Source organism: Bradyrhizobium iriomotense, assembly GCF_018129405.1.
GTDB lineage: Bacteria > Pseudomonadota > Alphaproteobacteria > Rhizobiales > Xanthobacteraceae > Bradyrhizobium > Bradyrhizobium iriomotense_B.
Genome location: NZ_JAFCLP010000006.1, coordinates 31,855 through 58,155 on the forward strand (window position 1 = coordinate 31,855; position 26,301 = coordinate 58,155).

At 64.7% G+C, this 26,301-nt stretch carries 26 protein-coding genes; 15 read left to right on the forward strand and 11 right to left on the reverse strand.

All coding sequences use genetic code 11. The annotated features are described in order from the left end of the window. Window positions 1-24 precede the first annotated feature (24 nt). The 6 genes from flgK (at window position 25) to JQ592_RS15260 (ending at window position 9,041) form a co-directional block, all read left to right on the forward strand. Entirely contained in the window at window positions 25-1,908 is a 1,884-nt protein-coding gene (gene flgK / locus JQ592_RS15235; protein WP_211403657.1) for a flagellar hook-associated protein FlgK, read from the forward strand. 21 nt (window positions 1,909-1,929) lie between these two features. Further along, on the forward strand, window positions 1,930-3,804 hold the full coding sequence (locus JQ592_RS15240) for a flagellar protein (RefSeq protein WP_211403658.1): 1,875 nt from the start codon (window positions 1,930-1,932) through the stop codon (window positions 3,802-3,804). A gap of 73 nt (window positions 3,805-3,877) precedes the next feature. After that, window positions 3,878-4,660, forward strand: a complete 783-nt coding sequence (locus JQ592_RS15245) for a hypothetical protein (RefSeq protein ID WP_211403659.1) — start codon at window positions 3,878-3,880, stop codon at window positions 4,658-4,660. Between the two features lie 10 nt (window positions 4,661-4,670). Next, the gene (locus JQ592_RS15250) at window positions 4,671-6,293 is read left to right on the forward strand and encodes a hypothetical protein (RefSeq protein ID WP_211403660.1); all 1,623 of its coding nucleotides are present in this window, start codon (window positions 4,671-4,673) and stop codon (window positions 6,291-6,293) included. Between the two features lies 1 nt (window position 6,294). Then, window positions 6,295-7,548 carry an ATP-grasp domain-containing protein gene (locus JQ592_RS15255; protein ID WP_211403661.1) on the forward strand — a complete coding sequence of 418 codons (1,254 nt, stop codon included), beginning with the start codon at window positions 6,295-6,297 and terminating at the stop codon, window positions 7,546-7,548. Next, entirely contained in the window at window positions 7,545-9,041 is a 1,497-nt protein-coding gene (locus tag JQ592_RS15260) for a pyridoxal phosphate-dependent decarboxylase family protein (protein WP_211403662.1), read from the forward strand. The genes JQ592_RS15255 and JQ592_RS15260 overlap by 4 nt, the downstream gene beginning before the upstream one ends. 108 nt (window positions 9,042-9,149) lie before the next feature. On the opposite strand, the gene flbT is transcribed toward JQ592_RS15260, so the two are convergent. Continuing rightward, window positions 9,150-9,590: a flagellar biosynthesis repressor FlbT gene (gene flbT, locus JQ592_RS15265; protein ID WP_211403663.1), complete on the reverse strand. Its 441-nt coding sequence runs from the start codon at window positions 9,588-9,590 to the stop codon at window positions 9,150-9,152. Window positions 9,591-9,914: 324 nt separating this feature from the next. On the opposite strand from flbT, the gene JQ592_RS15270 reads away from it, so the two are divergent. The 4 genes from JQ592_RS15270 to JQ592_RS15285 all read left to right on the forward strand — a co-directional run bounded on the left by JQ592_RS15270 (window position 9,915) and on the right by JQ592_RS15285 (window position 14,400). Next, window positions 9,915-11,519: a flagellin gene (locus JQ592_RS15270; protein ID WP_211403664.1), complete on the forward strand. Its 1,605-nt coding sequence runs from the start codon at window positions 9,915-9,917 to the stop codon at window positions 11,517-11,519. A gap of 235 nt (window positions 11,520-11,754) precedes the next feature. Then, window positions 11,755-13,365 (forward strand): flagellin, encoded by a 1,611-nt coding sequence (locus tag JQ592_RS15275; protein WP_211403665.1) that lies wholly within the window; start codon window positions 11,755-11,757, stop codon window positions 13,363-13,365. 287 nt (window positions 13,366-13,652) lie between these two features. Then, window positions 13,653-14,021, forward strand: a complete 369-nt coding sequence (gene flaF, locus JQ592_RS15280; RefSeq protein WP_183240137.1) for a flagellar biosynthesis regulator FlaF — start codon at window positions 13,653-13,655, stop codon at window positions 14,019-14,021. A gap of 13 nt (window positions 14,022-14,034) precedes the next feature. Then, complete coding sequence (locus JQ592_RS15285) at window positions 14,035-14,400, forward strand: hypothetical protein (protein WP_211403666.1); 366 nt, start codon at window positions 14,035-14,037, stop codon at window positions 14,398-14,400. Here the strand turns inward: JQ592_RS15285 and JQ592_RS15290 are convergent, their stop codons facing one another. The 4 genes from JQ592_RS15290 to JQ592_RS15305 form a co-directional block, all read right to left on the reverse strand. Further along, window positions 14,401-14,760: a hypothetical protein gene (locus JQ592_RS15290; RefSeq protein ID WP_211403667.1), complete on the reverse strand. Its 360-nt coding sequence runs from the start codon at window positions 14,758-14,760 to the stop codon at window positions 14,401-14,403. Between the two features lie 159 nt (window positions 14,761-14,919). Then, the gene (locus JQ592_RS15295; RefSeq protein WP_211403668.1) at window positions 14,920-15,417 is read right to left on the reverse strand and encodes a hypothetical protein; all 498 of its coding nucleotides are present in this window, start codon (window positions 15,415-15,417) and stop codon (window positions 14,920-14,922) included. 11 nt (window positions 15,418-15,428) lie between these two features. After that, window positions 15,429-15,803 carry a flagellar assembly peptidoglycan hydrolase FlgJ gene (gene flgJ / locus JQ592_RS15300; protein ID WP_211403669.1) on the reverse strand — a complete coding sequence of 125 codons (375 nt, stop codon included), beginning with the start codon at window positions 15,801-15,803 and terminating at the stop codon, window positions 15,429-15,431. Then, complete coding sequence (locus JQ592_RS15305; RefSeq protein ID WP_211403670.1) at window positions 15,803-16,927, reverse strand: flagellar basal body P-ring protein FlgI; 1,125 nt, start codon at window positions 16,925-16,927, stop codon at window positions 15,803-15,805. The genes flgJ and JQ592_RS15305 overlap by 1 nt, the downstream gene beginning before the upstream one ends. 282 nt (window positions 16,928-17,209) lie before the next feature. Here JQ592_RS15305 and JQ592_RS15310 point away from each other — a divergent pair, with 282 nt between their 5' ends. Continuing rightward, the gene (locus JQ592_RS15310) at window positions 17,210-17,623 is read left to right on the forward strand and encodes a flagellar assembly protein FliX (protein ID WP_211403671.1); all 414 of its coding nucleotides are present in this window, start codon (window positions 17,210-17,212) and stop codon (window positions 17,621-17,623) included. Between the two features lie 216 nt (window positions 17,624-17,839). On the opposite strand, the gene JQ592_RS15315 is transcribed toward JQ592_RS15310, so the two are convergent. Continuing rightward, a complete protein-coding gene (locus tag JQ592_RS15315) occupies window positions 17,840-18,211 on the reverse strand; it encodes a winged helix-turn-helix transcriptional regulator (RefSeq protein ID WP_211403672.1) in 372 nt (123 codons plus the stop codon). A 157-nt stretch (window positions 18,212-18,368) separates the two neighbouring features. On the opposite strand from JQ592_RS15315, the gene JQ592_RS15320 reads away from it, so the two are divergent. Both JQ592_RS15320 and dksA read left to right on the forward strand, forming a co-directional pair. Beyond that, window positions 18,369-18,980, forward strand: coding sequence for an NAD(P)-dependent oxidoreductase (locus JQ592_RS15320; protein ID WP_211403673.1), 612 nt, complete (start codon window positions 18,369-18,371; stop codon window positions 18,978-18,980). Between the two features lie 215 nt (window positions 18,981-19,195). After that, window positions 19,196-19,561: an RNA polymerase-binding protein DksA gene (gene dksA / locus JQ592_RS15325; RefSeq protein ID WP_008554760.1), complete on the forward strand. Its 366-nt coding sequence runs from the start codon at window positions 19,196-19,198 to the stop codon at window positions 19,559-19,561. Window positions 19,562-19,841: 280 nt separating this feature from the next. On the opposite strand, the gene JQ592_RS15330 is transcribed toward dksA, so the two are convergent. Further along, window positions 19,842-20,240, reverse strand: a complete 399-nt coding sequence (locus JQ592_RS15330) for a winged helix-turn-helix transcriptional regulator (protein WP_211403674.1) — start codon at window positions 20,238-20,240, stop codon at window positions 19,842-19,844. 93 nt (window positions 20,241-20,333) lie between these two features. Here JQ592_RS15330 and JQ592_RS15335 point away from each other — a divergent pair, with 93 nt between their 5' ends. Continuing rightward, window positions 20,334-21,362, forward strand: coding sequence for an SDR family oxidoreductase (locus tag JQ592_RS15335; protein ID WP_211403675.1), 1,029 nt, complete (start codon window positions 20,334-20,336; stop codon window positions 21,360-21,362). A gap of 83 nt (window positions 21,363-21,445) precedes the next feature. Further along, entirely contained in the window at window positions 21,446-22,225 is a 780-nt protein-coding gene (locus JQ592_RS15340; protein WP_211403676.1) for a 2-keto-4-pentenoate hydratase, read from the forward strand. Window positions 22,226-22,513: 288 nt separating this feature from the next. Here the strand turns inward: JQ592_RS15340 and flgH are convergent, their stop codons facing one another. From flgH to flgF, 4 genes are read right to left on the reverse strand one after another with little or no spacing between them, the layout of a single operon-like run. After that, a complete protein-coding gene (gene flgH, locus JQ592_RS15345) occupies window positions 22,514-23,275 on the reverse strand; it encodes a flagellar basal body L-ring protein FlgH (RefSeq protein ID WP_211403677.1) in 762 nt (253 codons plus the stop codon). A gap of 3 nt (window positions 23,276-23,278) precedes the next feature. Continuing rightward, window positions 23,279-24,433, reverse strand: a complete 1,155-nt coding sequence (gene flgA / locus JQ592_RS15350) for a flagellar basal body P-ring formation chaperone FlgA (RefSeq protein ID WP_211403678.1) — start codon at window positions 24,431-24,433, stop codon at window positions 23,279-23,281. Between the two features lie 10 nt (window positions 24,434-24,443). Beyond that, the gene (flgG, locus tag JQ592_RS15355) at window positions 24,444-25,232 is read right to left on the reverse strand and encodes a flagellar basal-body rod protein FlgG (protein WP_211403679.1); all 789 of its coding nucleotides are present in this window, start codon (window positions 25,230-25,232) and stop codon (window positions 24,444-24,446) included. Window positions 25,233-25,248: 16 nt separating this feature from the next. Then, window positions 25,249-26,010: a flagellar basal-body rod protein FlgF gene (flgF, locus tag JQ592_RS15360; RefSeq protein WP_211403680.1), complete on the reverse strand. Its 762-nt coding sequence runs from the start codon at window positions 26,008-26,010 to the stop codon at window positions 25,249-25,251. Window positions 26,011-26,301 lie beyond the last annotated feature (291 nt).

Here is a 26,301-nt window from a genome sequence, read left to right on the forward strand (position 1 = left end):
GTAACCAAAGGCGGGTAAGTCCACATGGGTTTGAGTTCAGCCCTTGCCAGTGCGATGAGCGGTCTGCGTGCCAACCAGGCCGCGCTCTCGATCGTCTCCTCGAACGTCGCCAATTCGCAGACACCGGGTTACGTCGTCCAGACGCCGAACCAGATCGAGGTCACCACCGGCGATTTCGGCTCGACGGCGATGACGACCGGCGTCAGCCGGGAGCTCGACACCTTTGTGCTGAACCAGCTGCGCACCGAGACCGGCGGCAGCGGTTACGCCGACCAGATGGCCAACATCCTGAAGCAGCTTCAGAGTGTCTATGGCACGCCCGGCAATAACGGCACGCTCGAAACCGCGCTGAACAATTTCACCAAGGCGCTCCAGGCGCTGTCGACCAGCTCGGGCGCGTCGTCGGCGCAGACCGTTGCGCTGGGGGCGGCGCAGGCGCTGGCGCAGCAGCTCAACGTCACCACCAAGGGCATCCAGTCGCTGCGCTCCAACGTCGAGCAGGATCTCGGCACCTCGGCGCAAGCCGCCAACGCGGCGATGCAGCAGATCGCCGACATCAACACCAAGCTCCAGGGCCTGTCGTCCAACGATCCCTCTGCCGCGACGCTGATGGACCAGCGCGACCAGGCCATCAACACGCTGTCGAAATTCGTCGACGTGCGCGTCACCACCGACGGTTCGAACCAGGCCAACATCTACACCACGACCGGCGTCCAGCTGGTCGGCGCCGGGCTCGCCTCGCAATTCACCTTCGCTTCCGCCGGCGCGCTGTCGGCGACCTCGCTCTACAACATCGACCCGGCCAAGTCCGGCGTCGGTGCGCTCAACATCAAACTGCCGAACGGCTCGCAGCTCGACGTCGTCGCCAACAACGTGGTCTCGTCCGGCCAGATCGCGGCCGACCTGAAGCTGCGCGACCAGACGCTGGTGCAGGCGCAAAACCAGATCGACCAGCTCGCCGCGACGATGTCAAGCGCGCTGTCGGACAAGACCACGGCCGGCAGCACGGTCTCGGGCCCGCCGGCCGGTTTCGACCTGGAGCTTGCCGGTGCGCAGCCCGGCAATACGGTCAACATCACCTACACGGACACTGCGACCAACACCCAGCGCCAGATCACGCTCGTCAACGTGACCGATCCGGCGGCGCTGCCGCTCCAGAACGCAACCAATGCCAACCCGATGCGGGTGGGCGTCAATTTCTCCGGCGGCATGAGCGCGATCGCAGCTGCGCTCAACACCGCGCTCTCAGGCTCGCATCTGTCCTTCTCCGCCGCGCCGTCGCCGGCGACCGCCACGACGCTGCGGGTGACCGATGACAATACCGGCCTTGCCAAGGTCAATTCGGCCTCGACCACCAAGACGATCTCGTCGCTGACCTCGGGCAGCCCGCAACTGGCAGTGTTCACCGACGGCGGGCAGGCGCTCTACACCGGTGCGATCACCGCCTCGGGCTCGCAGATGACCGGGCTTGCCGGGCGCATTGCCGTGAACACGCAGCTCGTCAGCGATCCCACGCGGCTGTCGGTCTACAACACCTCGCCGGTGACGCCCGCGGGCGACACCACGCGTTCGGACTATCTCTATTCGCAGCTCACCAGTGCGGTGTTCTCCTATTCGCCGACGACCGGCCTCGGCTCGGCGAACCAGCCCTTCACCGGCAGCGTCTCGAGCTACCTCCAGCAGTTCCTGAGCATCCAGGCCAACGCCTCGACCCAGGCCACCCAGCTCCAGCAGGGCCAGAGCGTCGTGGTCTCGACGCTCCAGGCCAAGTTCGACTCGACCTCCAAAGTCAATCTGGACTCGGAGATGTCGAACCTGATCCAGCTCCAGAATGCCTATGCCGCCAACGCCCACGTGATGTCGGTGGTGCAGAGCATGATGAACACGTTGCTCCAGGCTCAAGCGTAAAAAGTAACAGGGCTCTGAAACATGTCGATCAGCAGCATCAACTACTCCTCGTCGGTTCTCGGCGCGCAGATCCGCAACATCAATCAGCAGCTCACCGACCTGTCGACGCAGCTTTCGACCGGCAAACTGTCGCAGAACTATTCCGGCATGGGGACCAACGAGGGCTTTGCCATCGCCTCGCGCGCGCAGCTCTCCAACATCGCCGCCTATACCGACACGATCACCAACGTCAACGTCAACATCAACCTCGCCAATACCGCGCTGCAGTCGCTGACGACGATCCGCAACACCGTGCAGACCGGCTCGGCCAGCACCGCGCAGGATCTCAACGTCAACGGACAGACGGTCGCGCAGAACACCGCCGCCGCGCAGTTCGGCTCGATGGTCGGCGTCCTCAACACGCAATCGGGTAACCGCTATCTGTTCTCGGGAACGGCGGTCAACACGCAGTCGGTCGCCAATGCCGGCGACATCATCAACGGCACCACGACGCAGGCGGGCTTCAAGACCGTGATGGCGGAGCGCCAGGCCGCCGACCTCGGGGCCAACGGCATGGGGCGGCTGGTGCAGACGCAGCCGACGCCGAGCTCGGTGCGGGTGTCGGAAGACGTCGCCGGATCGCCGTTCGGGCTCAAGATCAAGGCGGTGTCCTCGACGCTGACGGGCGCGACCGTCACCGGCCCGAGCGGCTCGCCGGTGTCGTTCTCCGTCGACCTCAACGGCACCAATCCGAACAACGGCGACAAGCTCAGCATCCAGTTCACGCTGCCGGATGGTACGACCGAGCAGATCGATCTGACCGCCTCGACCGCCACGCCGACGCCGGCCGGCAGCTTTGCGATCGATACGACCACTCCGGGCAACACCGCGACCAATCTCGACACGGCGCTGAACACCGCGATCAAGAAGCTCGCCAATACCTCGCTGGTCGCAGCGTCCGCCGTGACCGCCGGCGACAATTTCTTCAACACCGCGAGCTCTGCGATCGGCACGCCGGTCAACAACCAGGCCGCACCGCCCGCGCCCGTGACCGGGGCGACCGCGCTGTCCGGTACAAGCCCCTCGGACTCGATCTCGCCGGGCTTCGCTGCCGGCGACACCATCACCGTCAATGGCACCACGCTCACCTTCGTCAGCTCGGGTGCGACCGGCAACCAGCTCAACGTCACCGACAGCATCCAGACCCTGCTGAGCAAGATCGACGCGATCACGGGCACCTCGAAGCCGTCGACGGTCCATGGCGGCTCGATCACGATCAACACCGACGATGCGGCGAGCCTCAACATCACGAGCTCGAATACGGCCGCACTGGGCTCGCTCGGCTTCAGCGCGACGCCGGTGACCGCCACGCAGCCGCCGCTGCGCGTCGGCTCTTCGCCGGCGAGCTCGGCGACGACGCTGGTGAACGGCTCGGCCAACACCGTGAATTGGTACATGGGCAACGACGGGCCCGGCTCGCCGCGCTCCACCGCGGTGGCGCGGGTCGACGATTCCGTCACGGTGCAATATGGCGCGCAGGCAAACGAGGACGCGATCCGCCGCCAGTTGCAGGCGATCGCCGTGTTCGGGACCTTCTCGACCTCGCCGACCGGGCAGTATTCGGGCGGGCAGGTCTCGGCACTGAGCCTGCGGGTGACGCAGGCGCTGACCCAGCAGCCGGGCCAGCAGCGCATCGAGGACATCCAGACCGACATTGCGATGGCCCAGAACACGATGAAGGACGCGACCACGCGCCAGACCCAGGCCAAGGCGCAGCTCCAGAGCATCGTCGACCAGGCGGAATCGGCCTCGCCCGACCAGGTCGCGAGCGAGATCCTGGCGCTCCAGAACGCACTCCAGGCGTCCTACCAGGTGACTTCGAACCTAGCGCAGCTCTCGCTCGTCAAGTTCCTGTAAGGATACGTTAAGACGCCGTTAACCATGCCTGTTTACCTCTTGGTGAGGATTGCAAGCGGGGGCGGGGCGGTCGATGTCTGACAAGATGCAGCTGGTGGTGGCAACGCCTTGCTTCGGCGGGCAAGTGTCGAGCATCTATGCGAGCTCGATCTTTGAGCTCCAGCGCGCCGTGCACGGCATGGCCAATCTCGAGCTCAAGGTGCACTTGCGTGACGGCGACGCGCTGATCACGCGGGCGCGGGCCAATCTGGCCGCGATGTTCCTGGACGATCCCAAGGCGACGCATTTCCTGTTCATCGATGCCGATATCGGCTTCAAGCCGGAGCAGGTGTTCCGGCTGATCGAATGCGGCGCGGACGTCGTTGCGGGCTGCTATCCGATCAAGCGGGTCAACTGGGACAAGGCCAAACGCGCGATCCAGTCAGGTCGGGCCGACGTACCGGCCGCCTCGCTCGACTACGTGCTCGAGATCGAAGACCCCGATCGCATCGTGGTGGTCAACGGCTTTACCCGCGTTCGTTATGCCGGCACGGGTTTCCTGATGATCCGGCGTCACGTGCTGGAGGCGATGTGCCGCCATCCGGACTACGCCAACCTGCAGTTCTTCCGCGAGCATTCGCACGACACGCTGGCGGCGAGCCAGAACCGGTTCGCGCTGTTCGAATGCATGATTGATCCTGCGACCGGCACCTATCTCTCCGAGGACTTCGCCTTCTGCAAGCGCTGGACCGATATCGGCGGCGAGATCTGGGCCGACATCCAGAGCTCGCTCGACCATGTCGGGCCGTCGGTGTTCCACGGCGATATCGCCTCGCAGTTCGCGCCGGCGCCTGCGGCGGCGGCCGACGCGGCCTGAGCGCTCCGGGATGAGCACCGGCGCATCCCGTCTGGCAGACATCGAGCGAGCGTCCGAGGGCGGCTCGCGCTATCGCTTGCGCGATCTCTTCACCCCGCTCGACACGCTGCTGGTCTCCGGCGGAGATCCGCGCCTGACGCTCGATCCGAGCGACCGGGTCAACGCCTATGGCTGTGCAGCATCGCCGGAGCCGGAGATCTGGAATTTCGCCTCATCGACCGCGTCCGTGATCTCGCAAGCAGCCTATGACCGCGCCGCGCTGGCACGCGAAGAGCTGATGCACAGATGCCTGTTCGACGAGGTCGAGGTCGCCTTTGATGCACGCTGCGAGGGCATGCGCGAGGAGCTGCGCGGGCATCTCCAGCTCTCGCCGCGCGTCGACATCGTGTTCTCGCCATCGGGCACCGACTCCCAGCTCCATGCTTTGTTCCTGGCCCGCGCGGTGCTCGGCGCACCGCCCGTGACGATCGTAGTCGGCGCGGACCAGACCGGCAGCGGGACGGCCCATACCGCGGGCGGGCGTCATTTCAGCACCATGACGGCGAGCGGCCTTGGCGTGCGCAAGGATGGCGCGGTGGCAGGGCTTGCCGGCGACAGCATTGCGGTGCCGCTGCTCGATGCGGTGTCCGACATCGCGATGCGCGCGGATGCGGATGCCGCGGTAATGCGTGCAATCGAGGACAGCCTCGCGCAAGGCCGGTGCGTTCTTCTGCAAATCATGGATTCGTCAAAGCTCGGCTGGCGCGCGCCGAGTGCTGCCTGCCTCGATGAGATCGCGCGGCGCTGGCCGCGCAAGGTTCAGGTGGTCGTCGATGCCTGCCAGGCGCGGCTCGGTCGCCGCCGGCTGCGCTCCTATCTCGATCGCGGTTACCTGGTGCTGATGACGGGCTCGAAATTCTTCGGCGGCCCCGCCTTCAGCGGCGCGCTGCTGGTGCCGAAGGGCCTGTCGCGGTCGATCGACCGGATTGGCGCGATCGCGCCCGGCATCTTCGACTATGCCGGCCGCTGCGACTGGCCGATGGCCTGGACGGCGTTGCGCTCGCGCTTCGAGCGCCGGCCGAATTTCGGTCAATGGCTGCGCTGGGAGGCGGCGCTTGCGGAGATCGGCAGCTACTATGCCGTGCCCGGCGCATTCCGCGCCAGGGCGCTGGCCGAGCTCGCTTCCGGTATCGACAGAATGATCGCGCTGTCGCCTGCGCTTCGCCCCGTTCCGAACCCATCCGAAAAGGCCGGCGTCGACGACGAGGAATTCGCGCGAGGCACGATCTTTCCGTTCACGTTGCTGCGCGACGGCGAGCCGGTCTCCATCGCCGAGACCAGCGCCGTGCATCGCGCTCTGGCGCGCGACATGAGCAACGATATCGACGGCAGCGCGGCGGACCGGCAGGTCGCCGCACAACGCTGCCTCGTCGGTCAGCCGGTACGGCTGGAGCGGACGGACGGCAAGGTGCAAGGATTGCTGCGACTGTGCGTCGGCGCGCGGCTGGTCACCGAAGCCTGGTCGGCGGACGCCGCTCAAGCGCAACGCAATTTGCAAGCTATGCTCGATCGCATCGCCCACGCGGTGGCGAAGATCGAGCTGCTGCTCGACCGTGCGGCGACTGCGCCGGGAAAGTCTGTGCTCGAGACCTAAGATGCTGCCTCCTGTTTCCACGCCGAACGGCATGACCACACCGAACTATTCCGACCGCATCGGCTTCGCGCAGTTGACGCGCCGGGCCTTCGAGGGCGGCGATCTGCATCCGTTGCGCGAGCATCTGCTGGCGCGGATCGCAGAAGGCACGGCGGAGGCGGGCGAGGGCCTCGATCTGTCGCTGATCGCCCAGCTTCTCGGCGAGAAGGAGGCCGGTCTCGTGATCCAGACCGAGGTGCTCGCCTTCCATCAATTGTTTCGCACGCCTTGCGCGGCTGCCAAACCACGCATGCGCGTGCTCGCGCTCGCGGCCGACATCGACATGGGCGGCAATACGCCGATCGAATTCCTGCTCGAAGGCTCCGACATCGAGCTCTTGACGCTCTACGTGGTCAAGGGCGTCGGCCTGCCCGAGACATTGCCCGAGCACGACGTTGCCATCGTGGTCGCCTCCGATTCCGAGGAATGCCGCGAGGCGCTCGCCGTCATCGAACAGGCTGCGCCGCACTGGCCGCGGCCGCTGCTCAATCGCCCCGAGCTGATTGGCAATCTCGATCGCGACAAGCTCTATCGGCTGCTGGCTGATATCCCCGGTCTCGATATTCCCGTGACCGCCAACGCGACCCGTGCGCAATTGACGGCTCTCTCGGACGGACGGATCGCTTGCGCGGAGATTACGAGCGAATTGCACTTTCCAATGATCGTGCGGCCGCGCGGTACGCACGCCGGCGTCGGGCTTGCGAAGGTCGACGATGCTGCGGTGCTGAAGGCCTATCTGGCCGAACGACAGGAGCAGGACTTCTTCGTCGCTCGTTTCGTCAATTACGCGAGCCCCGACGGCCTGTTTCGCAAGATCCGGCTCACCATGGTCGACGGCAAGCCTTATGCCTGCCACATGGCGATCGCGGACCGCTGGGACATCTGGTATCTGAACGCCTACATGGCGTTCAGCGAGGAGAAGCGCGCTGAAGAGGCCGTCTTCATGCAAGACTTCGATCACGCCTTCGCGGCGCGCCACAAGAATGCGCTCGACGAGATGAGCCGGCGCGTCGGCCTCGACTATTTCATCGTCGATTGCGCCGAGAACCGGGACGGTGAGCTGCTGGTGTTCGAGGCCGACAACACCGCCGTCGTGCACAACATGGATCCGCCGGCCGTGTTTCCATACAAGCCGCCGCAGATGCGCAAGATCTTCGCCGCGTTCACGGCGATGCTGTCACGGCATGCAAAGGCGGGCGAGGGGACTGCAGCATGAACGAGATCATCCGCAACACGCAAGCCTCCGTCACGCACACCTCGCTCGATCCGCAGGACTGGAGCGAATTCCGCACGCTCGCCCACCGCATGCTCGACGAGGCGATCGACGGCATCGCCAACGTTCGTGCGTGGCCGGTCTGGCAGCCGATCCCCGATAATGTCCGCGCGGCTATCAAATCCGACGTGCCGCGCGAGGCAAGCGATCTCGCCGACGTCTATCGCGAGTTCGCCGAGCATGTTGCGCCTTACGCGACCGGCAACGTTCATCCCGGCTTCATGGGCTGGGTGCATGGCGGCGGCACCGCAGTCGGCATGGTCGCGGAGATGCTCGCCGCTGGTCTGAACGCCAATCTCGGCGGGCGCGACCACATGCCGATCGAGGTCGAGCGCCAGATCGTCGACTGGATGCGCCGCCTGTTCGCGTTCCCCGAGAGCGCGAGCGGCATTTTCGTCACGGGCACGTCGATGGCCAATCTGATGGCGGTGCTGGTGGCGCGCACGGCTGCGCTCGGCACGCTGGCCCGGCAATACGGCATCGGCAATGACGGTGCGCTTCTCACGGCCTACACGTCGCGGGTCGCGCATGGCTGTGTCTACAGGGCGATGGACATCGCCGGGCTCGGCACCGATGCGCTGCGCAAGATCGGCGTCGATGCCGATCATCGCATCGATGTCGCCGCGCTGCGTGCGCAGATCGCGGCCGATCGCGAGGTCGGCTTCAAGCCGTTCCTCGTCGTCGCGTCCGCCGGCACGGTCGATGTCGGCGCAATCGACGATCTCAGGGCTGTCGCGGAGCTGTGCCGCGAGGAGGGGATCTGGTTTCACGTCGACGGCGCTTTCGGCGCGCTCGCCATTCTCTCTCCCGAGCTCGCGCCGTTGCTCGGCGGCATCGAGCTCGCCGATTCCATTGCGCTCGACTTCCACAAATGGGGGCAGGTGCCCTACGACGCCGGCTTCCTGCTGGTGCGCGACGGCGAACAGCACCGGCAGGCCTTTGCGCAGCCGGCGGCCTATCTCAGCCGCGAGGCGAGGGGGCTGGCGGCGGGCGCGGTCTGGCCCTGCGATCTCGGTCCCGATCTGTCGCGCGGCTTCCGGGCGCTGAAGACCTGGTTCACGCTGAAGACGTTCGGCACCGACCGGCTGGGTGCGGTGATCGCGCGAAGCTGCGCGCTGGCAAAATATCTGGAGGCGCGCGTGCTGGCCGAACCGCGGCTGGAATTGCTGGCGCCGGTGAATCTCAACATCGTCTGCTTCCGCTACCGGTGCGGCGATGCGGTCAATCGCGAGATCGTTGCCGACATACAGGAATCCGGCATCGCCGCGCCCTCGGGCACGACGCTGGACGGCAAGTTCGCGATCCGTGCTGCGATCGTCAATCACCGCACCGACGAGACTGATATCGATGCGCTGGTTGTGGCCGTGCTGGAGTTCGGCGAACGCCGGACCGGCGGTGTGATCGAGATCGAGGCGCCGTCGCTCGCGACGCAGTAGCATCGCTGCATGGCAGAACCGACAATGGCTGAAACGACAACGGCCCCGGAGGCGATCCGGGGCCGTTGTCGTTCGTGCGGCTTGGTCGTTTCGCGCGAATGCCTGTGCTCAGGCGGCGGTGCTGACGTCGCTCTTGTCCGCTGCCGTCTTGGGATGCGTGGCCTCGAACTGGTTCCGGAGCTTCTCCTCATAGGCGATCAGCTTGCGGGCATCCTTCAGCGCGCGATAGAGATCGCCGCTCATGATGTTGTTGTTGATGTCTTCGATGATCGGCCAGGCGCTCGGCACCGCGGTAACGATGTCGCGCACCAGGCTGAAATAGGTGCCGTGCTGGGTCTGCGGGTCCGGCGAGATGTACATGAGCTGGACCGCCAGATAGACGAGCTTGGCCGGCGTGTCGGCGGTCTCGGGCGTGAGGATGTCGCGCTCGCGCAGGATCGGCACGTTGTCGCCATCGATCAGGAGGCGGGCACGCTGGTCCGTGTTGGTGATCACGGAGTTGCCGACGATGATACGCTCGTGCGGTTTGAGCTCGACCTTGAGAGCCATGCCTGTTCTCCATCAATCCTTTTGCTGCAAGCGGTCGGCGCGCCCCTTCTATATGGCGACGATCGGCGGCGATTTGGGGCGATCGTCGCGCAACATGGTTAACGGGGAGTAAACGAATGCGCTTGCCGCCGAAAGTTCAGTGATTTGAGCGTTGTAGCGGTATTTTGGCCACCTCCGCGGTTGCTCCGGGAGGAGGCTCGCGTGCCAACGCAGAGAAAGCGGGGGTTTCATTTCACGGATTGTTAGAGGCTTGGACGCAGGTTCCGGCGGTCGTCTGATCAATCATGGTCAGATGGGACGCGTAGCTACCAGAAAGGTAACAGTATGTCCGTTGTCCTCTCCGCATCGGTTCGCCAGAACCTGCTCTCCCTCCAGTCCACCGCCGACCTGCTCGCCACCACCCAGTCCCGTCTTTCGACTGGCCGCAAGGTGAACTCGGCTCTCGACAATCCCACCAACTTCTTCACCGCGCAGGGCCTCGACAACCGCGCCAGCGACATCGGCAACCTGCTCGATGGCATTGGCAACGGCGTTCAGGTGCTGCAGGCCGCCAACACTGGTATCACCTCGCTGCAGAAGCTGGTCGACAGCGCCAAGTCGATTGCAAACCAGGTGCTGCAGAGCCCGACGGGCTATTCCGCCAAGTCGAGCGTGACGTCGGCTGCGATCACCGGTGCGACCGCCGACAATCTGATCGGTACGGGCTACACGAACGCCACGGTCACCGGCAGCACCGTTACCAACGACAACACCGCAACTGCCGCCAACATCACGGCTTCCACCAAGCTGGTCGGTACCGCCGGCACTGGCTCCGACAACCTCGGCACGGCCATTACCAACGGTTCGGTTCTGACCGTCAACGGCAAGACCATCACCTTCTCGACGGCGCAGACCACCTCGACCACCGACGCTTCCGGCAATGTCACGATCGGCATCGGCACGGGCAGCACCTTGGCGGTGAGCGATGTCCTCTCGGCCATCGACGGCATCACGGGAGCCGGCACGGCTTCGACCGTCACCAGTGGCCAGCTTGTGCTGAGCACCGGCACGACCTCGGACCTGACGATCTCGGGAAGCGGTAACGTGCTCACCGCCCTCGGTTTGACGGCTGGCACCACCGCCCGTACCCCGCCCGCCATCTCGGGCAAAACGTTGACGATCGCCGCGACCGCTGGCGGCACTGCGACCAACATCACGTTCGGCACCGGCGCCGGTCAGATCTCGACCCTGAACGGGCTGAATACGGCGCTCGCAGCCAACAACCTGCAGGCCTCGATCGACTCGAACGGCAAGATCACCATCACGACGACGAACGACGCGGCTTCCGCGACGATCGGCGCGATCGGCGGCACTGCGGCTGGCGCCAGCCAGGCATTCAACGGCCTGACTGCGGCGGCTCCGGTTGCCGACCCGACCTCGCAGGCCCAGCGTGCCAGCTTGGTTGCGCAGTACAACAACGTGCTCGCGCAGATCAACACGACCGCCCAGGATGCCTCGTTCAACGGTGTCAACCTGCTGAACGGCGATACGCTGAAGCTGACGTTCAACGAAACCGGCAAGTCGACGCTGAGCATCACCGGTGTGACGTTCAACACCGCTGGTCTCGGCATCTCGTCCCTGACTTCGGGCACCGACTTCCTGGACAACGCTTCGGCCAACAAGGTTCTGACCACGCTCAACGCCGCCAGCAGCACGCTGCGGTCGGAAGCGTCGACGCTGGGTTCGAACCTCTCGGTCGTGCAGATCCGCCAGGACTTCAACAAGAACCTGATCAACGTTCTGCAGACCGGCTCGTCCAACCTGACGCTGGCCGACACCAACGAGGAAGCGGCCAACAGCCAGGCGCTGTCGACCCGCCAGTCGATCGCGGTCTCGGCGCTGTCGCTGGCCAACCAGTCGCAGCAGAGCGTGTTGCAGCTTCTGCGCTGATACGCGGCGAAAATCGCCACTCAAGGCATCGCGGCGGGGCTTTTGCCCCGCCGCTTTTTTGTTGCCCACTCGCGCGAGGCCGGGGGAACCGGGACGGGTTAACGTGTCGTTAACCTTGCTGCTTAAGCCGTCATTAACCTTAATTTAAAGGAGACCCCCTAAGACTGGACGAAAGTGCATTCCCCGATCGGCGAGCACCGATTCGTACAGCGTCGCGCAAGAGGAAGATCCGCCAATGTCCAACATCGTTCTCTCGGCATCAGTTCGCCAGAACCTGTTGTCGCTGCAGTCGACAGCCGACCTGCTCGCCACCACGCAGCAGCGCCTCGCGAGCGGCAAGAAGGTCAATACGGCGCTGGACAACCCGACCAACTTCTTTACCGCCCAGGGTCTCGACAACCGCGCCAACGACATCAGCAATCTGCTCGACGGCATCAGCAACGGCGTGCAGGTGCTGCAGGCCGCCAATACCGGCATCACCTCGTTGCAGAAGCTGGTCGACAGCGCAAAGTCGATCGCCAGCCAGGTGCTGCAAAGCCCGACGGGTTATTCGCCCAAGTCCAACGTGACGGCCGCCGCGATCACCGGTGCGACCGCCAACAACCTGTTGGGCACCGCCTACACCAACAACACGGTCAACGGCAGCACCGTTACCAACGACAACACCACCACTGCCGCCAACATCACGGCTAACACCAAGCTGGTTGGCACGGCGGGCGCGTCGTCCGACAACCTCGGCACGGTCATCACCAACGGTTCGGTTCTGACCGTCAACGGCAAGACGATCACATTCTCGACCGCGCAAACCACCTCGACCACGGACTCGTTCGGCAACGTCACGATCGGAATCGGCACCGGCAGCGCTCTCTCGGTGCAGACCGTGCTGGACGCGATCGACGGCATCACGGGCGCGGGGACGGCGTCGACCGTCAACGGTAGCGGTCAGCTCGTGCTCAGCACCGGCACTAGCCAGGACCTGGCGATCTCCGGTTCGGGCAACGTGCTCACGGCGCTCGGCCTCGCCGCCGGCACCACCGCCCGCGTGCCGCCTCCGCTCAGCGGCAAGACGTTGACGATCGGCGCGACCGGCAGCGGCACCCCGGTCAGCATCACCTTCGGCACCGGCACCGGGCAGATTTCCACGCTCAATCAGCTCAATGCAGCGCTGGCGCCGAACAATCTGCAGGCAACGATCGACCCGACGGGCCATCTCAACATCGTAACCAGCAACGATGCCGCTTCTTTGACGATCGGCGCAATCGGCGGCACGGCCGCGGCAAGCGGTCAGCCCTTCTATGGCCTGATCGCGCAGCCGCCCGTCGCGGACGCGAATTCGCAGGCGACACGCGCCAACCTCGTCGCGCAGTACAACAACGTGCTCGCGCAGATCAACACGACCGCGCAGGACTCTTCCTTCAACGGCGTCAACCTGCTGAACGGCGATACGCTCAAGCTCGTGTTCAATGAGACTGGACGTTCGACGCTGACCATCCAGGGCGTGACTCTCAACGACGCCGGCCTCAGCCTTGCGCCCTTGAACCAGGGCGTCGATTTCCTGGACTCGAATTCGGCGAACGCCATTCTGACTTCGCTCAACGCGGCCAGCACCACTCTGCGCGCGGAAGCGTCGACGCTCGGTTCGAACCTGTCGATCGTGCAGATCCGACAGGACTTCAGCAAGAACCTGATCAATGTGCTGCAGACTGGCTCCTCGAGCCTGACCCTCGCCGACACCAACGAGGAAGCGGCCAACAGCCAGGCGCTCTCGACCCGCCAGTCGATCGCCGTGTCCGCGCTGTCGCTCGCCAACCAGTCGCAGCAGAGTGTGCTTCAGCTCCTGCGCTAAGAGTAGCGCCGACGAAGTGACAGATGATGGAACGGCGAAGCTGAAAGCTTCGCCGTTGTTTTGAGCGAGATCGCTAACGCTCGATTAGTCGAGATCGACGCAGGCTGCGATGCATCGTTTACAGTGCGCGCTCTCGGTTTTATCCTTGAAGCGACGATGAGATCCGGGCCCGTAATTGTCCGGAGACTGTCCGCACTCTCACGTAAGCAAATCTTAAACGGTGCTGCCTAGTGTCGGAATGAATCCTTAAGCCTGCATAACGGGCAAGGAAACTTCCAGGGTGATAAATGTCGAGTTCTGCTGCTTCGGCTTATGCGCGCGTCGCAACGACCACTGCGTCCCCCCGCGACATTGAGGCGCAAACGCTGCTGAAGGCTGCCAACAAGCTGCAAGACGCGATCAACAGCGACGACCCCTTCGGGGAGCAGACGATGCAGGCCCTGATGTTCAACCGCAAGCTCTGGACCATTTTCCTGAGCGAGGCGATGCGGGACACCAATCCGCAGCCGATCGACGTGCGGCAGAAGATCGCAAACATCAGCGTGTTCGTGCTGAGTCAGACCGCGGCGCTCCAGGCAAGCCCGCAGCTCGATCATTTCCGTCCGTTGATCGAGATCAACAGGAATATTGCCGCCGGTCTGTCCGGTCGGCCGTAGACGGAGACGAGTCGTGGCCGACGTGATGAGCATCCTGTCGAGCTCGTACAAGTCCGCCGGCATGTCGATTCCAAGCCATACCAAATACGTTCCGGTCGATGCCTCGCTCTATCAGGGCACGTGGACGGGCAAGTATCCCGACGGAAAGACGTTCTCGCTCAGCATCTCGCAGATCGATGGCTTCCGCGCGCAGGTCCACTATCAAAGTGGCAGCACGTCGCAGTACCAGCAGGTGCTGATCAAGGACTCGGCGTTTCGGTTCGGCAACACCAAGTTCTTTCTTACGGGTAACGGCAAGGCTCAGATCAAGAACGTCGTCACCGACCCCGCGACCGGGTCGACCTACATCGACACCGCGCAGGCGACGCGGAGCACTTGATCAGGCGCTGAGGTCCGTGTTGAGCGGGCGCGTGGGTTCGGACTTCAAGTCCAGTGCATGGAAGTAGGCACGCCGCCGCAGCATGGCCTCGTCGGGAAATTGATTGACCACCGCGTCCGTCCTGTCATTGACGACCTGAAAGACGAAGGATGCTGCCGCTTGGTCGAATACGACCTGGCGCGAGACGTTGTCGTTGCTGTGCAGATCATTGCGCACGATCACGCTGGCATCGCTCGCGGCGACCGTCTGGCTCACCGGAAGATCAGTTTGCACGGCTTCATTCGCCGCCGCATTCGACGTCGTTGTGATCTGCACGGGGGCCGGGATCCCCACCGGCCTGATGCTGAAATCTGTACTCATGGCAGCCTCCTGGTTGCCTTACTTGAGTCAAATCCCAACCCCTCTAATAACGCAACCTTGGAACACCAGGACTGAAGACCCGGTAAGCAAACGTGCCTAACCACGCGACGATATCGCCGCGCGGTTTTTCCTAAAATTGTAGCCGGTCTTTGCGTGCGCTCAGAGCGAGCGGCTGACCGCGAGCGGGGTGATGTGGCGCGGGCCGGGAGCAGCGCGACGCCCGGCGGCGGTATAGGTGTTCGGTACGTTGCGCTTCTGGATCTCGGCATTGACGCCGCGCACGACGCTCTCGGAGACCGCATGCGCGGTCGCGAGCACGGTGAGATTGACCTGGAGCATCGCGCGGAACGCATCGTGGTGCCGATGCAGCGTCGAGAGCAGCTCGGGCGCGGATTTCGCGAGCTGGGTCTGGTTCGCCTTGAGCTGGCTGACCGCGCCGACGTAGTTTCGCGACAGCTCCTGCTTCCTGCTCTCGAGGGTCATAGCCTCGCGGACCTTTCCGGCGCGCACCAGCTCGGTCTCGCGCTCGATCAGGCTGAGCAGGGCGCTCATCGCGTCCATCAGGTCTTCGGCGAGCTTGCGCGCCTCGGCGCTGCCGGGCGTGGTGTTCGGGCGCTGCGCTTGCATCGGCCGACGTGAGGCGTTGAACTGGTTCATCTCGTTGGACCTTATGCCGTACGAAGAGTGGTTTTCGCCTGCTGGATGATCAGAGTCCGATAGACATCGCGGGCGACACCGACGCCGCCGGCATTGGCGAAGTTCTTGGAATATTGCTCGGTCAGCATCGAGCGCCACACGCCGGTACCGGGCGTGCTGCCGAACGGGCCATCGCCCTTCAGGCCCGAGGTCATCTGCGAGAACATGCTGTTGAGGAACATCGCTTCGAAGTCGGTGGCGGTCTTCTGCGCCTTGGCCTGTTGCTGCGGCGCGACTTTTTGCAGCGCGGCGGCGAGCTCGAAGTCGGGGCGGCCGTTGCGGCTCTCGACCGAGAAGGCCGGGGAGTACGTCGTGAGATGCGGGGTATTGATTGCGCCCGTCTGCATCACATCACCTCGATGTCGGCTTCGATCGCGCCGGCGGCCTTGATCGCCTGGAGGATGCTGATCATGTCGCGGGGGCCGATGCCGAGGCCGTTGAGGCCGTCGACGAGCTGCTGGAGCGAGACGCCGTTCTTGACGAGGGCCAGCTTCTTGCCGTCCTCGGTGACGGTGACGCTGCTGCGCGGCGCGACCACGGTGCGGCCGCGCGACAGCGGGTTGGGCTGGCTCACCTGCGGGCTCTCGGAGATCGTGACGGTAAGGTTGCCCTGCGCCACCGCGACGGTGGCGACGCGAACGTCGCGGCCCATCACGATGATGCCACTCCGCTCGTCGATGATGATCTTGGCGGCGAGATCGGGATCGACCTGGAGCTGTTCGATCTCGGTGAGAAAGGCGACGACGTTGCCCTTGAACTCCGGTGGGACCGACAGCTGCACCGTCGAGGGATCGATCGGCTCGGCGGTCTTGACGCCGAGATAGTCGTTGACCGCGGCCGCAATGCGCTTGGCGGTGGTGAAGTCGGCGTTGCGCAGTGCCAGGCGGACGTTCGGCAGGCGGTTGAGCGCGAACTCGATCTCGCGCTCGATGATGGCACCATTGGCGATGCGCCCCACGGTCGGCACGCCGCGCACGATCTTCGCTGCCTCGCCTTCGGCCTGGAAGCCCGAGATCGCGAGCGAGCCCTGCGCCACCGCATAGACATTGCCGTCGGCACCCAACAGGGGAGTGACGAGCAGGGTGCCGCCCTGCAGGTTCTTGGCGTCGCCGAGCGCGGAGACGGTGACGTCCATGCGCGTGCCCTGGGTGGCGAAGGCCGGCAGATTGCCGGTCACCATCACGGCGGCGACGTTGCCGGTGCGGATGGTGGCGCCGCGGATGTTGACGCCCATGCGCTCGAGCATCGCCTGCAGCGACTGCTTGGTGAAGGGGATGTTGTTGAGCGTGTCGCCGGTGCCATTGAGGCCGACGACGAGGCCGTAGCCGATGAGCTGGTTCTGCCGCACGCCTTCGATATTGGCGAGGTCCTTGATGCGCGAGGTCGCAGCCGCCGAATTGACCGACAACGCCAGCGCTGACAGCGCGGCGCAGGCCACCCCAACAATCCTCACCCAACGAACGCCTGGCATCCTCTGCTCCCCAAGGCTTCCAAAGAGCCTCCTCAAATCGACAGGACCTGCACGACACTCCCATGACGAGCTGGTCCGGCGCTTTCCTTGCGAGCGCTGTGCCAACGTGGGCAGACGGGGTAGGCGGTTGAATAGGTTGAATAAATCTGTGTCGACCGGTGTCAGCGGGCGTTCGCCTTCAGGAGCGAAACTGCCGCCTGTCGGCAGATTTTGCCGGGCCGTTTACGGGCCGTTAACCATAAAACAGCGAAGGTGAGGCATCGATCACCCGGATTGCTTCCGATGCGCATCTACGGACCGAACGGCACCACGCTTGGAACGCCGGCCAGCCAGGCCAGACGGACCGGCTCCGGCACCTTCGTGCTGCCCGACACCTCCTCGGCGCAGGGGACGCGGAGCGCTGCCGCACCGAAGGCCGCCGGCAACATCGACGCACTGCTTGCGCTGCAGGGCGTCGAGGAGGATCCGGTCGAGCGCCGCAAGCGCTCGGTCGCGCGCGGCAAGACCGCGCTCGATGTGCTCGACGAGCTCAAGATGGGGCTCTTGTCCGGCAATCTCGATGCATCGACCGTGATGCGGCTGCGCGATGCCGCGGCGAACCTGAAATCGTCCTCCGGCGATCCCGGACTGGACTCCGTGCTCTCGGAAATCGAGCTGCGCGTCGAGGTCGAGCTGGCGAAGGCGGGACAGGCTTAGTCAGGCTGTCGTCGCCCGGCTTGACCGGGCGACCCAGTATTCCAGAGACAGTCGCTGTTGAATCGAGAAGCTGCGGCGTACTGGATGCCCCGGTCCCGTCTCCGCCAAGGCTACGCCGGGGCCACAAGGGTGCTCGGCCCGCTGGAGCTTTAGCGAAGGCGGCAAGCCGGGGCATGACACCAACGTTGGGTTGGCAAGCTACGCTCTCGCTTGTTCCTACGCCGCTTCCTCCTTCAACTGCGCGTCGTAGCGGCGCTGGGCGGCGAGCACGTCTTTCAGATTCTGTTCGGCCCAATCCCTCAAGGGATCGACGGCGGCGGCGAGCGTCAGCCCGAGCTGCGTGATCGAATACTCCACCGTCACCGGCACGGTTGCGATGGCGCGGCGTTTGATCAGCCCGTCGCGTTCGAGCGACTTGAGAACCTGGCTGAGCATCTTCTGCGAAATGCCTTCAATCGTGCGGCGCAACTGATTGAAGCGCATCGGCTCTCCGCGCAGGAGCAACAGGATCAGCACCGCCCATTTGTCGCCGACGCGGTCGAGGATCTGGCGCGTGGGGCAATTCGCTGCATAGACGTCGGGCTTCATCGTCGGTTCCTCGATCCATTCCGGTCGCCTGCGCGCGCCGGTTCGTTCTGCCGGTTACTCCAGCGTAATCAGGTAAGCACAAAGTGCTCTCTTAACACCAGCATTCTTTGCGATATCTAGTAACCGTTAGTTACCATAGAAGCAAAGGAGCCTTCCAATGAAAATCGCAGTCGCCGGCGCCTCGGGCCGGGCCGGGTCGGAGATCACCAAGGAGCTGTCGCGCCGCGGCCATAGCGTTACCGCCATCGCCCGGAACCCGGAGAAGATCGCGACCCTGCCGAACGTCACACCGACCAAGGGTGACGTGCTCGACCAAGCGGGCCTTGCCAAGCTGTGGGCCGGGCACGACGTCGCCGTGAGTTCCGTCCACTTCCTGGCCAGCGACCCGCTCAAGTTGATCGGCGCGGCCAAGGCGTCCGGGGTGGGCCGTTACCTCGTCGTCGGCGGTGCCGGCAGCCTCGAAGTCGCCCCCGGCGTGAAGCTGGTCACGACTCCCAATTTCCCGGCCCAGTACAAGGCCGAGGCCGAGGCGGGCTCAGCCTTCCTGGATCTGCTGAGGCAGGAAAAGGACCTGAACTGGACCTTCATCTCGCCGTCGGCGCTGTTCATCGAGGGGGAACGCACGGGTAAGTTCCGGCTCGGGACCGACCAGCTTCTCGCAGATGCGAACGGCAAGAGCTGGATCAGTTTCGCCGACTACGCCATTGCGCTGGCCGATGAGATCGAGAAGCCGGCCCATCTGAGGCAGCGTTTCACGGTCGGCTACTAGGCCTTCGGCCGCTCCCGGGCCCTTGCGGATAAACCTTCCTGTGCAAGGGTTTGGGAGCGGTAACCGGACGCTCAGGGAAATATTGTCTGTCACAGGAGGCCGCTATATAACGCCCCGCTCAACGGACCCCGTTCCGTTTGCGAGTCGTTGTTTAGACAGATAGGCCGCCCTTGGAAAAGTTGAAAAACTACCGACCGACCGAAAAAGAGCCTTTCATGAACGACCGGCAGAAGGAGTACTTCCGTTTGAAGCTCCTTGCCTGGAAGGATGAGATCCTCAAAGAGTCCAAGCTCACCCTGCAGGCTCTGCAGGAGGAGAACGTGAACCACCCCGATCTCGCCGATCGGGCATCGTCCGAAACCGACCGCGCCATCGAACTCCGCGCCCGCGACCGCCAGCGCAAGTTGATCGCCAAGATCGACGCCGCGCTCCAGCGTATCGAGGACAACACCTACGGCTATTGCGAGGACACCGGCGAGCCAATTTCTTTGAAGCGGCTCGAGGCCCGGCCCATCGCGACGCTCTCGGTGGAAGCGCAGGAGCGCCACGAGAAACGCGAGAAGGTTTATCGCGACGAATAAGGTCCGAGCCGCAGCGATGCGGCTCTTTGTTTTTGGACACAAGGCGCCATTTCGCGCCGCACTCGGCATTTTGCCTGTCGCTTGCCACCGCGCGCCAGCGCGCGAGCGCAATCACGAAAAGTGAATCGCGATCAATGAGCTAGACTCGATTCCTCCGAGCTCACGTGAGTTCGGATGAGAAACAGCCTTCACTTCAGGTGCGGGAGGTTTTGCGAGTCGCATCAACGGGATCGGCTCGGATGCTGAGAGGCTGATCCAGCTGCATCAAGCAGCGCTGCAATCAGGCCTGATGCGACGCCGTTAGGCGTGCGTCCCCATAAAGCCTCGACCAGCTCAATATTTCCTTAAACGCCGGGAGCAGGCCGTAGGCTGCGTCCGTCAGCTCGTACTCGACCCTTAGGGGTTTCCCCGCAAAGGCCGTTCGGGACACCAGCCCGTCCTGCTCGAGCTCGCGCAGTTGCGTGGTCAGCATGTGCTGGGTGATGCCGCCAATCGACCGCCGCAAGGCGCCGAAGCGAACCGCACCGTTCATCAGGGCGAACAGGATCTCCAGCTTCCACTTGCCGCCAAGGGCATGGATGGCCCGCTTGAAGTCGGCGAGCAAAGTAGGGTCGGGGCTGCAATCGCAGTCGCCGTCACAGGCAGTGGTCAGGTTTTCCATACCGGTCTCGAAATCCATTCTACTTGTCCGCACGCACATAGTGACCAGATGCGGCCTTGAGCAGGGGCTTGGTGGAACCAATCTGCCGGCCCGCAACGAGGGAATTTGGCAATGAGCACTGTTTTGGTCACCGGCGGGTCGGGCTTCGTCGGCATCCATGTCGTCCTGCAGCTTCTGGCCGCCGGCCACACGGTGCGGACGACGGTGCGCCGGCCGGAGCGTCAAGCCGACGTGCTGGCCATGCTGCGCGAGGGCGGGGCGGCTTCGTCCGAGAGCGTGTCCTTCTTCACGGCCGACCTCGTCCGGGACGAGGGGTGGCGCGAGGCGGCTGCGGGTTGCGACTACGTGCTCCATGTCGCCTCGCCGCTCTCGACCAGTGTTCCCAAGGACGAGAACGAGATGATCATCCCGGCCCGGGACGGAACGCTCCGGGTGCTCCGGGCCGCGCGCGAGGCCGGCGTCAAACGGGTGGTCATCACCTCGTCGCTGGGCGCGGTCGGCTACGGCCATCCGCCGCGCGAACGACCGTTCGACGAGACCGACTGGACCAATCTCGGCGGCGCCGACGTGCAGCCCTACATCAAGTCCAAGACGCTGGCCGAGCGGGCGGCCTGGGATTTCATTGCGCGCGAGGGCGGCGGGCTGGAATTGTCGGTGGTCAATCCCGCCGGTATCTTCGGTCCCGTGCTGGGGCCGGATTTCTCCGGCTCGATCGAGATCGTCAAATCGCTGCTCGACGGTGCCATGCCGGCGGTGCCGCGGGTCTATTTCGGCGTGGTCGACGTGCGCGACGTCGCCGATCTGCATCTGCGGGCGATGACCGCGCCGGAGGCCAAGGGCGAGCGCTTCATCGCCGTCTCCGGGGAGGCGATGTCGATCCTCGACATCGGCAAGGTGCTGCGGCGGGAACTGGGGCCGGCCGCGCGCCGGGTTCCGCGGCTCCAGGCCCCGGACTGGCTGGTGCGGCTCGCCGCGAACCGGATTCCGCTGCTGCGCGCGGTCGTGCCGATGCTCGGACGTGTCAGGCATTCCACCAGTGCCAAGGCGCGGTCGCTGCTCGGCTGGCAGGCCCGTACCAACGATGAGGCGATCCTTGCGACTGCCGAGAGCCTGATCCGGCTTGGCCTCGTCAAGCCGTGAGGCCGCCCGCCGCTCGGCTTGTCAGGCCGGACCGGGAATGCTGAAGTGCCGCCCTCGATTGCGTAGCGTGGGAGGCGGCGCCGATGGACAAAATTCTCGAAGCCGCAAAGGCGATCGCGCTGGCGCGCCGCAACCATGCGCCGCTTGCGGCCCTCGAGGTTCCGCCAGCGGACGAGGCCGAGGGCTACCAGGTCCAGCGCGCGCTGCACGATCTCCTGCTGCCGCATCTCGGGCCGCTCGTCGGCTACAAGATCGGCTGCACCAGCCAGGTGATGCAGGACTACATCGGCATCCCTCATCCGTGCGGCGGGGGCGTGTTCCAGAAGGGCGTGTATGAGAGCGGTGCGAAGCTCTCGGCCTCCAAATATGTCCGCGTCGGCGTCGAATGCGAGATCGCGGTGCGGCTCTTGCGTGACCTCGCCGCCGGCGAGGCGCCGTTCACGGCCGAATGGGTCGGGGAGGCGGTCGAGTCCTACCAGCCGGCGATCGAGATCGTCGACGACCGCTACGTGAAATGGGAGACGATGGGCGCGCCGACGCTGATCGCCGACGATTTCTTCGCCGCCGGCTGCGTGCTGGGCCCGTCCGTGCCGCGCTCGTCGGTGCCGGACCTGAAATCGGTCAAGGGCCGCGCCATCGTCAACGGCGAGGAGGTCAGCCACGGCACCGGCGCCGACGTGCTCGGCCATCCCCACAACGCCCTCGCCTGGCTCGCCAACCATCTCGCCGCGGAAGGCAAGGGGCTGCATGCGGGGCAGCTGGTTCTCACCGGAAGCCTGGTGAAGACGCTGTGGCTGAAGGCCGGCGACAAGGTGCGGATGGAGCTGGACGGCCTTGGCGTGGTGGAGGCGGAGTTCAAGTGAGGGGCGCATAGCGCTCCAACACTCGTCATTGCGAGGAGCTCTTGCGACGAAGCAATCCAGAGTCGTTCCGCGGATGCATCTCTGGATTGCTTCGCTGCGCTCGCAATGACGGAGTTTGGGGCAGCCGCGTCGCTACAATTGCGCGGACCTGAATAGTTGTAAGCAGTCGCCTTAAACCGTCATCCCAAAATACATGCGGCCCTCGCCAGGGGAGCTAGCGAGGGCCGCGTAGTACACCGTCGTTCGCGCCTAGGTTCGCGAACACGATGTGGGAGCTCTTAAAGAAGCTTAGAAGGGCAGCAGCACGTCCATGACCTGCTGGCCGTAGCGCGGTTGCTGCACGTCCATGATCTGGCCGCGGCCGCCATAGGCGATGCGGGCCTGCGCGATCTTGGTGGAGTCGATGGTGTTGTCGCTCTGGATGTCCTCGGGGCGGACGATGCCGGCCACGATCAGCTCGCGAATCTCGTAGTTGACGCGGATCTCCTGCTTGCCCTCGACCACGAGGTTGCCGTTGGGCAGCACCTGGGTCACGACCGCGGCGACGTTGGTCTGCAAGGCTTCCGTGCGGTTGACCGAGCCCTTGCCGTCGCTGGCGGCGGTGGAATCGGCGGTGAGGATGCGTCCGGGCAGGATCTTGTTCGGCTGCGTGATGGTCTGCGCGCCGATGAAGTCGGTAATGCCCGAATTTTCCGAGTTGGTGCGGCTGCGCTGGGTCTCGTTGGCGATGTTGGCCTTGTCGGTGATGTTCACGGTCACGGTGAGGAGGTCGCCGACCTGGTGGGCGCGCTGGTCCTTGAAGAAGGCGCGGCTGCCGTTGCGCCACAGCGAGTTCGGATTGTAGGAGGCGACTTCGGGCTTCGGCATCGGCATCTGCACCGGCTTGTAGCCGGGCTGCGTCGTCGGATTGTCGATCGCGGACAATTTCGGTTGCTCGCCGATCTGCGACAGGCGGTCGATCGAGGAGCAGCCGCCCAGCGCGCAACTGGCCAGCAGCAGGGCAGAGATCGCGATGCGACGAAGACGGGAAGCCGAACTGAACGGGGACATGACTTACTCTGACTTGGCTGGAGCTTGCGAGACGCGGGCTTGCGGGATCTGGGCTTGTGCGACTTGAGCTTGAGCGGCTTGGGCCGGCGACGCCGGGGCCTGGACCAGGTTCCGGACGAGGGCTGCAGTATCGACGGGAGCGGGCGCCTCGTCGCGCTTGAGCGAGGAGGTCTGCTCGACCGCCGGCGCCATCGGTGCGGATTGGCTGGCGCCCTCAACGGTCACCTGGCCGCGGCCGGTGACGACACCGGTCAGCGTGCGCTTGGATTGCAGGTTGAGCACGGAAACGGTGTCGCCCTCGGCGCCGCTCTCGATCGCCTTGCCGCGCGTGGTGAGGTAGAGGCCCGGCACCTGGTAGATGATGGTGACGCTCTGGTCGCGCTGCACGAAGTCGGGCTTGACGATGTCGGCAACGCGGATCGGCGTGCCCGCCCGCATCGGCCGGCGCAGCTGCATGCCGACGGTGCGATCGCGCGAGGCGGGCTCGCCGGTGACTTCGGCCTTGGGCCGGCGCTCCAGTGAGATGTCTGAGGCTTTCAGCATGTCGGAGCGGTCGATGTCGCGGGTCAGCACGGCGACTTCCACGGTCTCGATCGCGCTGCCGGTGAAGCGCAGCTTGGTCGGCGTCGGGTTGTTGTCGTTGTTGATCTCGAAGGCGATGTCGAAACGGCCGCTGCGCGCATCGTAGCGGGTGGCGACCGGTTGCAGCGCGCCGGTGTTGGAGGCGTCCAGCCGCATGTCGGAGACGCCGCGGTCGAAGCTGACGGTGATGTTGGCGGCATCGCCAAGGCCGAAGCGGCGCTCGAGCGCGGAGGCCACCGCGTTTTCGAGATCCTTGTTGGCGAGGGTGCGGGCGAGGCGGGTGACCTGGACCTCCTTGATGTCGCCGGTCATCACGCCGATCACCTGTTTTGCGCGCAGCACCGACAGGACCTGGGCGACCGGCAGCGCGCCGGTGGTGCCGAGATCGGGCGAGCGGTAGACCGGGATCAGCGCGGCCGAACCGGCATTGTCGATGAGGTCGCCGACCCGAACCACGTCCGAGGTCACGGTGACGTTCGCGCGCAGCGTCGGCGCGGCGATGCCGTCGTCGGCGGCCTCTGCCGGCAGGGCCAGCAGCAGGAGAGCTGAGATCGTGGCGATTGTGGTGCGGATCATCGTCATCACCTCAGCGGAACAGCGCCGTGGTCGATTGCATCATCTGGTCGGCGGCGCTGATGACCTTGGCGTTCATCTCGTAGGCGCGCTGGGCGGCGATCAGGTCGCTCATCTCCGAGACGACGTCGACATTAGCCTGCTCCAGGCTGCCTTGCGTGATCTTGCCGTAGCCTTCGGTGTTGGCGGTGCCGTCCTGCGGCGGGCCGGAGGACGGCGTCTCGGTGAACTGGTTGCTGCCGACCGGCTGCAGGCCCGCCTTGTTGATGAAGCGGGTCACGTTGATCGTGCCGATGACCGAGGAGGTCGACGAGCCCGGCAACGTGACCGAGACCTGGCCTTGCTCGTTCACGGTGATGCCCGAGGCGTTGTTCGGGATGGTGATGGTCGGCTGCACCGGGTTGCCCTGCGCGGTGACGACGCGGCCCTGATTGTCCATCTGGAAGGTGCCGTCGCGGGTGTACTGATAGGTGCCGTCGGGCATCAGGATCTTGAAGAAGCCTTCGCCCGACATCGCGAGGTCGAGGTCGTTGCCGGTCTGCGACAGCGTGCCTTGCGTCATGCTGCGCGGCGTGCCGACGGTCTTGACGCCGCCGCCGATGTCGACGCCGACGGGCAGGATGGTGCCCTGGTCCGAGGCCTGCGCGCCGACGCGGCGCACGTGCTCGTAGATCAGGTCCTGGAACGCCGCGGTCTGCTTCTTGAAGCCGGTGGTGCGGAGGTTCGCGATGTTGTTGGAGATCACCTGAACGTTGAGTTCCTGTGCCGCCATTCCGGTCGCTGCGGTGTGAAGCGCCTGCATGTCAGTTCTCCCTCAATCAGGCCGGAACGTCGGCGAGCTTCTCGATCGCCGATTTGTGGAGGTCGCTCTGCTGCTGCAGCAGGTTGGCGATGGCGGTGTAGCTGCGCATGACTTCGACCATGCGGGTCATCTCGCCGACCGAGTTCACGTTCGACTTCTCGATGTAGCCCTGGCGCACGGTCGACTTGGTGTCGGCCTGCTGGTTCGCGGAGCCTGCGGCATAGAGGTTGGCGCCGAGCTTGGTCAGGTTGGCCGGATCGTCGAACGAGGCCATGCGGATCTTGCCGCGGATCGAGTCGGTTCTGGCCGTGCCCTCGAGCACCGTGATGGTGCCGTCGGGCGCGATGTTGATGTCGTGGTCGGTCGGCTGGAAGGTGATCGGGCCGCCGGTGCCGAGCACGAGGTTGCCGTCGGAGGTGACGAGCTGGCCGGTGCTGTTGAGCGAGAACTTGCCGTCGCGGGTGTAGCGCTCGGCGCCGTTGACCTGCACCGCGAAGAACGCGTTGCCGTCGATCGCCATGTCGAGCGGGTTGTTGGTCGGCTCCATCGGCCCCTGGCCGACGTCGCGGAAGGTGCCGCGGTCCTGCACATAGGAGACCCGGCGGTCGGAGCCGATGAAATTGTCCTCACGCGCGTTCGAGTTGAGGTACTCCTCGAACAGCGAATGGTCGGCCTTGAAGCCGTTGGTGTTGGCATTGGCGACGTTGTTGGCGACGACATCCATCTGCCGTTCCAACGTCATCTGCCGTGACAAGCCGATCAGAAGCGCGTTCTGCATCGGAGGATCTCCCCTGAGTGAGATCTGCCACCTCGCTCTCCCAAGCGCCTTGGCGGACCCCGTGAACGAGACCGTCGGGTTCTCCCAAACCGTTCAGTCCCGGCCCTCTCTCAGCGAAAGCCGTGCCAACCTGAAAAGTAGTTAAATTTCAATGCGTTGATAGTTTTTCGAGGGTGCGGGGAGGCGGCAGAAAGGTTCTGTTAGCCATGTTTGCCCGGCAGATTTTTCCTAGCTGAGGCCCGATCGAAAGAAACCGTTAACCATTATTACCGTAGCGTTTGCGTGCAAGAG